At 44.5% G+C, this 11,243-nt stretch carries 11 protein-coding genes; 1 reads left to right on the top strand and 10 read right to left on the bottom strand.

The genetic code is table 11. The features are described from left to right. Positions 1-5: 5 nt before the first annotated feature. Positions 6-1,691 (bottom strand): diguanylate cyclase, encoded by a 1,686-nt coding sequence (locus ACMXYX_RS11735; RefSeq protein WP_415881785.1) that lies wholly within the window; start codon positions 1,689-1,691, stop codon positions 6-8. A gap of 122 nt (positions 1,692-1,813) precedes the next feature. On the opposite strand from ACMXYX_RS11735, the gene ACMXYX_RS11730 reads away from it, so the two are divergent. Then, positions 1,814-3,643: an EAL domain-containing protein gene (locus ACMXYX_RS11730; RefSeq protein ID WP_415906026.1), complete on the top strand. Its 1,830-nt coding sequence runs from the start codon at positions 1,814-1,816 to the stop codon at positions 3,641-3,643. Positions 3,644-3,701: 58 nt separating this feature from the next. Here ACMXYX_RS11730 and ACMXYX_RS11725 read toward each other — a convergent pair whose 3' ends face one another. From ACMXYX_RS11725 to ACMXYX_RS11685, 9 genes are all read right to left on the bottom strand, one after another. Further along, on the bottom strand, positions 3,702-4,796 hold the full coding sequence (locus ACMXYX_RS11725; protein WP_415895802.1) for a lipid A deacylase LpxR family protein: 1,095 nt from the start codon (positions 4,794-4,796) through the stop codon (positions 3,702-3,704). 94 nt (positions 4,797-4,890) lie between these two features. Beyond that, entirely contained in the window at positions 4,891-5,229 is a 339-nt protein-coding gene (locus tag ACMXYX_RS11720) for a YdbL family protein (RefSeq protein WP_415895803.1), read from the bottom strand. Positions 5,230-5,241: 12 nt separating this feature from the next. Beyond that, complete coding sequence (locus ACMXYX_RS11715) at positions 5,242-5,442, bottom strand: YnbE family lipoprotein (protein WP_415881781.1); 201 nt, start codon at positions 5,440-5,442, stop codon at positions 5,242-5,244. A gap of 31 nt (positions 5,443-5,473) precedes the next feature. After that, a complete protein-coding gene (locus tag ACMXYX_RS11710) occupies positions 5,474-7,810 on the bottom strand; it encodes a YdbH domain-containing protein (RefSeq protein ID WP_415906025.1) in 2,337 nt (778 codons plus the stop codon). Between the two features lie 42 nt (positions 7,811-7,852). Next, the gene (locus ACMXYX_RS11705; protein WP_415892055.1) at positions 7,853-8,251 is read right to left on the bottom strand and encodes a hypothetical protein; all 399 of its coding nucleotides are present in this window, start codon (positions 8,249-8,251) and stop codon (positions 7,853-7,855) included. Continuing rightward, positions 8,251-8,889 (bottom strand): O-methyltransferase, encoded by a 639-nt coding sequence (locus ACMXYX_RS11700; protein ID WP_415881778.1) that lies wholly within the window; start codon positions 8,887-8,889, stop codon positions 8,251-8,253. Before ACMXYX_RS11700 ends, ACMXYX_RS11705 begins: the two co-directional genes overlap by 1 nt. Before the next feature lie 165 nt (positions 8,890-9,054). Next, positions 9,055-10,218 carry a glutathionylspermidine synthase family protein gene (locus ACMXYX_RS11695; protein ID WP_415906024.1) on the bottom strand — a complete coding sequence of 388 codons (1,164 nt, stop codon included), beginning with the start codon at positions 10,216-10,218 and terminating at the stop codon, positions 9,055-9,057. Between the two features lie 7 nt (positions 10,219-10,225). Further along, positions 10,226-10,819, bottom strand: a complete 594-nt coding sequence (locus ACMXYX_RS11690) for a DUF1190 domain-containing protein (protein WP_415906023.1) — start codon at positions 10,817-10,819, stop codon at positions 10,226-10,228. A 13-nt stretch (positions 10,820-10,832) separates the two neighbouring features. Further along, the gene (locus ACMXYX_RS11685; RefSeq protein ID WP_415906022.1) at positions 10,833-11,234 is read right to left on the bottom strand and encodes a DUF350 domain-containing protein; all 402 of its coding nucleotides are present in this window, start codon (positions 11,232-11,234) and stop codon (positions 10,833-10,835) included. Positions 11,235-11,243 lie beyond the last annotated feature (9 nt).

Below are 11,243 nucleotides of genomic sequence, written 5' to 3'. Positions count from 1 at the left end.
CAATTCTATTCTGAACAATTTGTCGGAGTTTCTTTATCCCAACGTAATTGTTCTTCAGTGTGTGGAGGTGTGATGAGTTTTAACTTTTTGCTTTCTAACCAATGCTGTACTTCACTGCTGTCGCTTGGATAGTGCCCATCTTTACAGTGACTTAGATTTTGTAAACCTACCCATGTGTTCCGACCACTGTATTTGGCCGCATATAGAGCAATGTCAGATAGTTTTAACATGCTTTTCCAAACTTGGGTGTTTGCTTGGGGTGTATATATATGGATAGAGAAAAAACCGATTGAGCAACTGAGGTTAAATTTCTGTTGGTTACCAAATTCAAATTTTTCGATGCCTTGGCGTATCCTTTCAGCAAGTTTTTTGGCACTGGTTCCATCTAGTTGATAACAGATCACTGTAAATTCTTCACCGCCACTGCGCACCAGAATGTCTTGGTCACGGCAGAACGATTTTAACTGTGAAGAAAATTGCTGAAGTGTCACGTCCCCAATATCGTGGCCGTAGTTATCATTAACCTGTTTAAAGAAGTCCAAATCTAATGTGAAAAAAGTCCAGTCTGCAGGTGGTTTCTTGTTGGCTTCAGAGCTTAGAAAGGCTGACAGAAAACGCGGATTTTTGAGCGTTGTTAAGGCATCGGTATAGCTACTATCTTGGAGTTGGTCTCGTTCCTGTGTCAATTCACCAAAGTGCTGTGAAAGCTCTTTTGCCATAGCAATAAATGTGGTGGATAGTTGTCCTAATTCATCATTGCTTTCTAAGGCTGTGAAAGGCTGTTTTTCGCCTTTGTATTTGAAACGATCTGCTTGTTGCTGGAGTTGGACAATTGGGTTAATCAGTACTTTTCTCAGGATAATGTAAGTAATCAAACAGGCGATGCTGCTGAGTATTAACGCTGTGAATAGTGAATAGCGAACAGCACTAATTGCTTGCTGATAAAAAGGGCGAGGCTGATCAATATCTAATTGAATGACAGTATCGCTGCTGTTCATCAGTTGGATATAGCCTCTAGAATGTGATTGCTTTGGCGAAATAAATTCTACCGATGGTGTAAGCGTACTTTTAGTGGCCATACTGATAGAAATATCTACTTGTAACTCTTCACTAAGCTCTTGCACTAAGGAGTCATTTAGTAGTTTAGCGAAGATTAGGTAGCCACGAGGAGGGCCTTGTTTTCGGGTGGTCAAAATAGGTTGCCTAGCAAGCAACAATGGTCCAATCTCCGTCTCAAAGATTCCCTGCTTATCGTCACCTATATATTGCAAAGCCGGGTGGTTATTACTCCACTCGCTACCTTGTAGAAGTTGTAAACTCTCGGGGTCACCAATGTTGTCATTAGCTAGTTTGTTTAAGATTTTATTTTCTTTATTGATAAGGATCAGTAGGTCTAAACGTAGATCCTCTAGTGTCTCTGGAACTAAGTTGGCGGTTTCAAACGCTTTGTAAGGTTGATCTGAATATTGATAGGTATCATCCCAAGCTGCCCAGTCTGTCGACATGCTGTTTAGGTAATCAAGCTCATTCTTAATACCATTTTGAATGCGTTTTATATCTGTTAAATGATATTGCGTTTCCACATTACGTATTTCAGGAAGGGCAAAAAAGTAGATAGTGAGAGCTACCCCTCCCATAAGAATTGTGAAAAAAAGTACTTCGATAGCGATAAGTTTTTGTGAAAGCTGCATCTTTTTTTCCTTACTTAATGCTCATGTATTGGCATTGAGGAAACATCAACTACTATTGTAGGTAAGACTTTGTTTTTTTTCCTGATGTAGATCAGTAGGTTAGTTTCATTGTAGGGAAAGGTATGCCAGCGGTAGAGAAGTTAATTAGTCTGCACAAATCTTTACTAGTGCTGAGTCATGGGGAAGGCTTTATTGATTATCCTCGGATATCGAAGCTAAAACGCATAATTCAGTCCTGCGCAGAACAGTTGAATGTTTCTCGGGTCAGCGTCTGGAAATTAGATACTGATGCTCAGCGCATCGTCTGCGAGGTTTTGTATCTGCATGAAACTGATCAGTATTACCAAGGTGCAGCTCTTTACCAGACTGATTTTCCTAGCTACTTTCGAGCCATAGGTGAAGATCGCTTAATTAATGCAGATAATGCGATTTCGGACCCGCGTACTAAAGAATTCGCCGATTCTTACCTGATCCCCAATGAAATATGTTCGATGTTGGATGCTCCGATTTTTTCCTCAGGAAAGCTACAGGGGGTGATCTGCCTTGAACAGGTTGGTGAACAGCGCGTTTGGGATATGCCCGAGATGTCTTATGTTGCTTCACTGGCTGATCATATCTCGATGATTAATGAGCACGAGTTGTGGCTAAGAGATCGAGAGCAACTGGAGTTTTTGGAGCAGTACGATCCACTTACCGGCTTAGAAAAGCGTAACCAGTTTCAAAAGCGATTGGACTTTAATCAGCAAGAGGCAGGAAATAGTGAAAATCCCAGTGCGCTTTTGTTGATTGGACTTGATTCCTTTGCCTCTATCAATGATCAATACGGTCATACGGTGGCTGATCATTTGTTGGTGGCTTTTGCGCGTCGCTTAGAGAAATTAACTCGACAAATAGATTGCCGTTTAGCGCGTGTAGGCGGGGATACCTTTGGGATATGGATTCCTAATCTTGAAGATACAGAGCAACTCAACTCGCTTACTCATGAGTTAAAACTGACAAGTCGTACACCGCTGAAAATCTGCAATGAAGAGTTCGTCAATGTCAGTAGCAGCACTGGGGTGGTTATCTACCCGATAGAGGGAGAACCGGTTACTAGTCCGATGCGTTGTGCTGAACTTGCCATGCGGCGAGCCAAAGAGAGTACACGTGGTGGCGTACAGTATTTCGCAAAAGATTGGTTGGTACAGCTGCAAAGTAAGCGCACTTTCGAACATGATTTAGTTGAAGCGATCGAACACTCCCAACTTGTACCTTTCTACCAGCCTATATTCTGTGCTGAACAAGAAAGCATTGTGGGTTTAGAGGCGTTAGTGCGCTGGCCTCACCCCGATAAAGGATATATCTCGCCTGCTGAATTCCTACCAACCGCTCGAAAGCTCGGTTTGATGGAACGCTTGGGCAGCTTAATGTTGAAAAAAGCTTGTGAAGATCTGGTGACATTTGAGCAGCAGGGTAAATCGGTCGATTGGGTTTCGGTGAACATTGCCTCCGAGCAGTTACATAACTCGGCGCTTTCTGAAGAGATAGCGTCTTTACTGCAGGAGCACGATCTACCTGCATGCAAAATCGAATTGGAAATTGTTGAGGAATTGATAGGTCAAAACTCTGCTTTTGTCCGTTCTCAACTAGAGGCCCTGTCTAGCCTTGGTGTACGCATGGCGATTGATGATTTTGGTACCGGCTACTCCTCGCTATCGCGCTTAAAGCATATGCCGGTTACTAAATTAAAAATTGATAAGTCGTTTGTTGATGGCTTACCGGATGCCGATAACGATCGTTGCATAGCTAACTCGATTGTGGGTTTGGCTAAAGGCCTGCAGATGGAATTAGTTGCGGAAGGGGTGGAGTTACTCGAACAGGCTGACTATCTCAAACAGATGGGTTGTGAATATCTTCAGGGGTATTACTTCGCTAAGCCGATGTCGAAAGATGAGATTTTGAAGCTGCTGTAGATTTGTTTTGGACAAGGTCAATGAATAAAAAGGCTCCTAGTGGAGCCTTTTTACTTGTTTAGAGACTGTAAGAGTAACTTAAGCTGAGCGAGCCAAAGGAATGACCGTCGGGCTGGCCTTTAAACTCTTTGCTGCGATGTACTTTGGCAAACGATAGTTTCCAACCTTTATATAGAGCCGCGATACCTACTGCGGCTTCGCCAACTAAAGGTTCTTTATCAACCGAATGACTGCTTCGAAAGGTATTGCCATCAAGAAAGATATCTCTTAATACCCAGCGTCCATCCATCGATGCAAATGCGTGAACACCTAAATTGTTGTCACGGCTACCGCGCTGGTAGCGTCCATCTCCCAAACCAGGCGCGCTATTATCGCCACCGCTACGTAGTGCTGATGTGCCAAAGTCTTGGGGTAGATTCCAACCAACACGTACCTCTGCGCCAGCATTTAGATAAGTCGCAACATTACCGAGGCTACCGCCGCCATGAAGGATCGTATCGTATTCAAATAGTGGAGAGATCGGACCTTCTAAGAAGCGATATTTATGTTCGTAAACCAGTTGAATGCCGGGTTCATTTTTAAGCTGATTATCCCAGCCATTAAACTTTTTAAACCCTCGCAGATCATGAATAAAGTCTTGAGCTTCTTCTCCTAAAGCCCATGGACCGACAATACCGATATTTAGCTCTGCTGTATTCATCGAGCGGCGGGTACGGCTATGATAAGACAGCCCACCGTAGAGCCATGCAGCATAAGGACGATCATTGGGATCAACGCTAAAGCGTTCTAAATTTTCAGGGGTATAAATCTGCTGTCCTAAGCTCACTACAACATTACGTTGTATCGGTTCGCCAGTTGGATTGGGTGGATCGAATCGAGGTAAATAGGGGGCAACTTTGCCAACCCACTCTGGCAAATTAGGATCGTCCAGATGGTTGCTCACATTAGGGGAGACCCAAGAGGCTTTAATACCGTTGGTGTAGTTTTGGTCTGTTTCGGAAAACAGATCATTCTCAAAATAAAGATTGAGCGTCCACGGATTAGGCTCATTAGCGTCTTTGGCTAAAGAAGCGATGGTATCAGCTGATGCGGTGCCTGTACTGAGAAGGGTAGCGGTTAACGCTGCAATCAGTTTTGGGCTATGGGCTGACATTCGAACGTCCCTTTCTTTTTTGCGAGTGTGACTTGGATAAAATTAACCGAAGGGGCAAGTCTATTCGGATGCCCCTTCCGCTAAATCTTGAAAACTACTTCTTACGCCACTTGCCGTTTTGTAGCTGGATAAATTGTCCAGCAGGTGTGCGGTCCTGAAGGCGTTGACCCATACGTAGTTCAAACACAGCGCGTTCTACGCCTGCTTTTTTAGAGCCTTTGTCATAAGCGGCACGGCGTTTTTTATTAATGCTAGCAACTAGGGATTTTAGATCGCCTGTAGGCTTAGATGTCACTATGCCTAGATAGCCGTTGGTACGCTCACCGATGAGACCTTGAGCTTTGGCATCGTCTTTAGAGATAGCCCAAGCAGGTGTTGCAATGATTGATAGCGCTAGGGCTATCATGCTGAATAGCGTTCGAAACTGTTTCATCATCATACCCCTTTAAAAAATATCGCTGTTTTCTGTGAGCAGTTCATCAATTTCCCTATCAACCTTGACCAGAATCTCGTGCTCAATTTTAACATTGAGGTTAATGGTAATAGGTTCGCTAGGTACCGCGACTTCCACGCGGGGTGAACAACCGCTCACACCAGCCAACGCAATTGCTAACGCAAAAGGTGGGAGTAAATGGGTTAATTTCATGGTTGTTCCTCAAATTAGGTTTCAATCTGCGTTAACGGTAACGCTTCTCGATTGTCTTCGTCAATTTATCTGCAAACTGTAATGTTTTGATTAACTTAGGAATATTCTCTTCCACATTAATCGTGAAATCTACCGGATGGCCATTTTGCCAATCTGGATTGCTACCCTTTAAGCGGGTTGCCAATAAGGCCGTACCATCCGCTAAATAGTTAAGCCCTATATCCAGCTCTTCATAATGAAAATTCTGAAGCGCTTCTATCGCCATTTTTAAACCAACATTCGCCGCAGCATAAGCTTGCACTGCTGGGGTTGGCTCAAACAAAATTTTGCCACCAGGCGGCAAGCCTTTGATTACACCATCAGTGATGGTGAAAGCGTTATCTTTGTAAGCTAGAGGGAAACTTCCCCCTAATTTACCTTCACCGGATAACCCTTGCTGCCTTTCCAAAGCCATCACCGCGCCAAGATCGATGTTGTCTACCTGCACCTGACTGGTGATATCGGGATTGCTAGGGTTGAACTCGAAATCTGAGAGGCTAATTAAACCCTCAAAAAGCTCAGCCTGCATACCCTTCAGTTTAAGCAGGTCACCGTTTTTTCGCTGCTGATACTGATAACTTGTTTGCACATTTTTGATTTCAACTCCTGTTGTAACCCGACCCAGCTTAATGCTGCCTTTATCGCGTAATCTACCTGAGGAAGAAAGTCGGGAAGTTGAATCTAAATTGAACCCTTCGATTAAGGTTTCATCCCAGCTTAAATTTGCAGCTCTAATGCTGTTGTTGAATTGCGCTGAGAACTTGCCGTTCTTTAAGTTGCCACTGCCTTTGTGGAAGAGTGTGCCTTTAAGCACGCTTAGCTCTTTTGGGATAGGGGCGTAGGCTTCTAGTGAGCGATCAATCCCTTTGAGGCTGATAGGTTGTAAGGACCAATTTAGCTTAGTGTTGCCGTTACTCAAGGTGGTACTTGCACGGCCTTTTAGATCTAGCTTTATAGGAGCGTTGCTGGATACCTGATAGCGATTGCTTAACTGATCTTTATCCCATGTGAATTTAGAGCTCAGTTTCAATTGTGGGAATTTGGTTTTTCCTTGGCTCATGTTTAGCTGAGGAACAGCGATCGAACCTGAGATTTGCTCTTTCGCTAGATCGATTGAGTCGAGGCTTAATTTAGAGCGTATAGGTAGCACATTAATACCCTCTAGGGCAAAAGCGCCTGCTTCAATATCTAAATGCAAAGGTGATACGTCTGGTATAAGCGCACCATCTATAAGCAGTTGGCCGATATTCGCTTTGATTGCTAGTGGCTGTTGTATGGTTGCTTTCAGGTTTTTTACCGGTGCTTTTAAGCTCGGGTGCTTTAGCTCGGGGGCTTGTATATTGGTGTCTGCATTAAGCGTGATCTCAGCTTCTTTAAGGGAGAATTTAAGCGCACCCTCTAATTCGGCAGAGGCTTTTTCTAGAGACGGAATTGGGTTAAACGCAGTTATTTTTGCCTTACCGGTTTGATCGATCTGGATACTCTTTAACAGTTCATCTGGAGAGAAACGGGTTTGTAGCGGGAAGTGTATTTTACCCTGAAGTTCGACCGTACCTTCTAACTTAGGAATAGGTAGATTATGCAGTTCGAGTTTTTGTCGCCAGCTCTGTAAACCAGCCAGTTGGATCTCTTGCGCGGATGTTAAGGTCAGTTTGTCATCAAAAGAGAGATCGCCTGCAATATTAAAGAAAGGCTCTTCGTCTTCTAACAATCGAAACGTAAATTGATTTTGCTTGTTCAGATTCAGGTCGCCCCAACCAAAATCTTTCTCATCTCTTAAAGCTTTAACTCGGCTATACAGTTTGTCGTCTTCAAACAGTAGTGCGCCGATAAATTGCCAATCGCTCTGGTTTTCTGGGTAATCCAATTGAAGACTGACTTGTCCAATCCGAATGGTATCAATGGGGATCTGATTAAACCAAACCGAGGGTAGGGCTTGGCTTAGATCTACCTCTTCATTATTACTCTCACTGCTTTGTTCGGTGGTGTAGGTGATTTTTATATCTGAGCGCGGCATTGATAGCAGTTTGAGGCGCTGTTCTTGCCAGAGAGTGTAAGGGTTAAATTGCAGTGTTATATCGCTGGATTGATAACTGATGATCTGAGTAGGGGTGTGCTTTTCTAGTTTTACATTAGCGATATGCAGCTCGTTCCAGCTAGGCGTTTGCATATCCAGTTCAACAGCGGAGAAGTCATTTTGCTCCAACCAATATTGCAGGCTTTTATGTGCAATAACTGGGGAGAAAAAGTATGCGGCTAAAGGCAGGGCTATTACAAAAGTGAAAGTTAAAAGGAGGCACGCCCATAGTATTTTATGACCTCTGCGCATACTGCCTCCCTTAAACGTACACTTAAACGTAAAACAGTGCTGTTAATCCAGTTCTATATCGTACAAGCGTTCTACGGCATCTTTGAGGTGGAAAATCAGTTCGCCATATTGATCAGTATCGTTCTCAATATCGATATCGCCTAATCGATCGGCAGTCTCTTCTAGAGATTCACCGCGATTATCGACGCCATGATCCGCTAGCAACCAGTACATCAGACCGTAAATCTCAGCAACAGTTTCTACTTGGTCTAAATCTTCGATAATGGCATTACGCACTTGTTGCAGTGCTGCCATTAAAGGTGCTTTTTCATCGGTATCGAGATAAAGCTTTAGCACCGCATCTGCAGATTCGATTGTATAGCTTTCTTCAGGTGCCGCTTCGTTACTGTTAAGGGCTACCTGAGGAACGTCTGAATTAATCGCACTGATTAGGTGTCGCATTAACGTAGTTTCCGTACCACATTCATACCGTCGCGAACGGTTAGGAATAGGTTTTCTACATTTGGATCTGCAGCGATCTCTTTATTTAGATCGACTAAGACGTCATCAATGTCAGATTCTGGCTGTAGTACTTTGCCAGACCACAACATGTTATCCAGAATGATCAGGCCGCCTGGGCGCGTCATTTCTAAAACCTTGTGGTAGTAGTTTAGGTAGTTGCGCTTGTCTGCATCGATGAAAGTGAAGTCTAGCTCCATATCCAGCGTTTCGATGGTTTCAATCGCTTTGCCGAAGATTACTTCAATCTTGTGGCCGTGAGGGCTACGATCAAAGAATGTTTTGGCAAAGTCGATTGCGCGAGGGTTCGTTTCGCAGCAGATGATCTTGCCATCTTCTGGCATGCCTTCTGCGATGGATAAAGCGGAATAGCCAGTGAACATACCAATCTCTAGTACGTTCTTTGGTTGGTGCAACTGAGCAAGAAGTTTTAGCGTTCTGCCAACCAAACGGCCAGATAGCTTTTGCGGCCAGCCCATGTTTTTGTTGGTTTCATCGATCAGCTCTTGCAGCAATTCAGGCTCAGCTGTAGTGCTTTGAAAGGCATAATCTTCAATTGCTTCGTTAACCAAAAATTCCACTTAAATCTTCTCTAATCTAGGTTCGACGGCGTTAGTTTAACGTTGCCGAGGGTGATAAAAGTCATGACCCAATCTGAAAAAAACAGCTTTATTGGGCGTTATCTAAATATTGCCGCGCATAATACCATTTTCTAGCCTGATTGCGTTACGACTGACTCATCGCTATCAAAGGATGATATGCGGTAAAAAGCGGGAAAGATCTTGTGTGATCGGGTGTTTATCTTCTCTTAGAGAAATACCGGCGGGTTGATCGTCTATTAGCCAGCTGCCGATCAGCGTGTGATTGTCACCAAATTTAGGCAGAGGGTGACAAGCCTGAACGATGTATCCCTCTTCACCGTAAGGCCCTTCGGCCTTCGCTATTACTTCGCCTTGATTAACGATGCTGATATTGGCGCCTTCGCGAGAGAAGATCGGCTTGCGGACATAATGCGTAAGTTCTGCAGCACGGGGATCATCTTCAAAATAAGCAGGTAGTAGGTTAGGGTGATTTGGAAAGAGTTCCCACAATAAAGGCAGTAGTGCTTTGTTGGAGACTAAGCTTTTCCAGATCGGCTCTAGAAAGGTGGTACCGCTTTGAGCAATGTATTCGCCGTACTCTTCCCGTTGCATAAACTCCCAAGGGTAGAGTTTGAATAGCCAGTTGATCGGTTTACCTAGCTGATCGACAAAGCGCTGATCTTCATTGATGCCGATATCTTCTACATAGATGAAGTCGTTTAGTAGGCCTGCTTGTTGAGCGCAGTCTTGCAGATATTGCACAGTGCCACGATCTTCGATGGTGTCTTTGCAACTCGCTAGGTGCAGTAAGCGCGAAGGCTGACGGACTTTGAGTGCTTTGAATCGTTCGATCAGTCGCTCTTGTAGGGAGTTAAATTGATCAGCATTACGAGACTGCTTGCCGCGATCCACCTGTTGCTGAAGCCATACCCATTGCCAGAATCCGGTTTCATAAAGGCTGGTGGGTGTGTCGGCATTATTCTCTAAGAATTTGGCAGGGCTTTTACCGTCATAACAAAGATCGATGCGGCTGTAGAGGCTATCTTCCCTGGCAAACCAAGAGCGCGCAATCTCATCCCAAAAGGCTTCTGGGATTTGAAAGCGTCGAAGCAGGTCTTCATTACCTACCACATGCTCAACTACCGCTAGACACATCTGTTGAATCTCAGCCGTAGGGGCTTCAATATCTTGTTCTATCTGTTCGAGAGAGAATTGATAGTAGGCGGATTCATCCCAATATGGCTCCCCATACAGGGTATGAAAATGGAAACCATATTGTTCAGCGGTTTCGCGCCAGTCAGGGCGTTCGGCGCAGGCGACTCTTAGCATCTATAGATTAACCGCCGTAAGAACGACTGGAGATGGTTTTACCAAAACCACCGCGCCCCATAACACGGGCACTACCTTTACTGCCTTTGAATGCTGAGGAGCTGACCTTAACTTTGTTCTTATGGTAATCACCAAACATGTCACCGGATGAGCTTACCCAACGATGAAAAGCAGGGGTGCCTCTTCGGGTGCTATAGCCTAAGCCTCTAGGTCGGTCGAAATCGAGATCGAAGTCTTCCTCGGTACGATGATTTTCGCCCAACATAAAGCCCGCCATTAGGGGAATAAAGTAGGGGGAGTATTCAAAGCACTGGTGGTTACCGAAATCGTAAGCGCAGTTGCTTTCACTACGATATCGAGGTGCGGTGCGTTTCCAATCTGCTAGCGCTTTTTGATAGGCGCTTTCACATCTATCGTCATAGCCTGGGTTATCTAGTTCACATGCAGTGACTGATTTGTAGATGTAACCATCTTCAGAATCACAGCCACTCAGTAGTGCAGCACCAGTAGCGACAGCTGATAGACGTAGTCCGTTTTTCAGCCATTTAGCATCAAATGCAAAATCACTTTTTTGCAGATGGTTTATTTTTGTACGTTTCATCCCTGATGCCTCCTTAGTAGGTCATAGAGGCAGCATTAAGGATACCGATAGCAATAGATACCGCACCCAGCACGATACCGGCAGGTGTTTCTCCATCTTGGATGCGTTGGGTGATTTTCGGCATAAACAAACGTACAACTAGATAAGCGATTAACTGAGCGACAAGCGCTACCACAGCCCATACAGCAAAATCGATTAAAGATACGGAGTTGCTAATGGCGCTAGCTAGGGCAATGGTGAAACCAACCGTTGCACCGGAAAGCGCGCAGGCTGCGGCCATGTTTTTTTCTTTAACCAGTGCCCAGTCATCATAAGGAGTCAGGAAGGTATAGATGACTTTGAATAGTAGTAGGGCAACCAGTGAAAGGCCGAAATAGATAGTAAAGTTGATTAGCCCGATAAATAGAGCGTCCATGCGAGACTC

Origin of the sequence: Neptuniibacter sp. QD72_48 (genome assembly GCF_047778065.1) — a bacterium.
GTDB lineage: Bacteria > Pseudomonadota > Gammaproteobacteria > Pseudomonadales > Balneatricaceae > Neptuniibacter.
This window is presented reverse-complemented; position numbering and strand designations above follow the sequence as displayed.

Coding starts and splice junctions, on each gene's coding strand:
- ACMXYX_RS11685 (WP_415906022.1), bottom strand. CDS start 11,234: ATGGACGCTCTATTTATCGGGCTAATCAACTTTACTATCTATTTCGGC.
- ACMXYX_RS11715 (WP_415881781.1), bottom strand. CDS start 5,442: ATGAAATTAACCCATTTACTCCCACCTTTTGCGTTAGCAATTGCGTTG.
- ACMXYX_RS11720 (WP_415895803.1), bottom strand. CDS start 5,229: ATGAAACAGTTTCGAACGCTATTCAGCATGATAGCCCTAGCGCTATCA.
- ACMXYX_RS11735 (WP_415881785.1), bottom strand. CDS start 1,691: ATGCAGCTTTCACAAAAACTTATCGCTATCGAAGTACTTTTTTTCACA.
- ACMXYX_RS11710 (WP_415906025.1), bottom strand. CDS start 7,810: ATGCGCAGAGGTCATAAAATACTATGGGCGTGCCTCCTTTTAACTTTC.
- ACMXYX_RS11705 (WP_415892055.1), bottom strand. CDS start 8,251: ATGCGACACCTAATCAGTGCGATTAATTCAGACGTTCCTCAGGTAGCC.
- ACMXYX_RS11690 (WP_415906023.1), bottom strand. CDS start 10,819: ATGAAACGTACAAAAATAAACCATCTGCAAAAAAGTGATTTTGCATTT.
- ACMXYX_RS11730 (WP_415906026.1), top strand. CDS start 1,814: ATGCCAGCGGTAGAGAAGTTAATTAGTCTGCACAAATCTTTACTAGTG.
- ACMXYX_RS11695 (WP_415906024.1), bottom strand. CDS start 10,218: ATGCTAAGAGTCGCCTGCGCCGAACGCCCTGACTGGCGCGAAACCGCT.
- ACMXYX_RS11725 (WP_415895802.1), bottom strand. CDS start 4,796: ATGTCAGCCCATAGCCCAAAACTGATTGCAGCGTTAACCGCTACCCTT.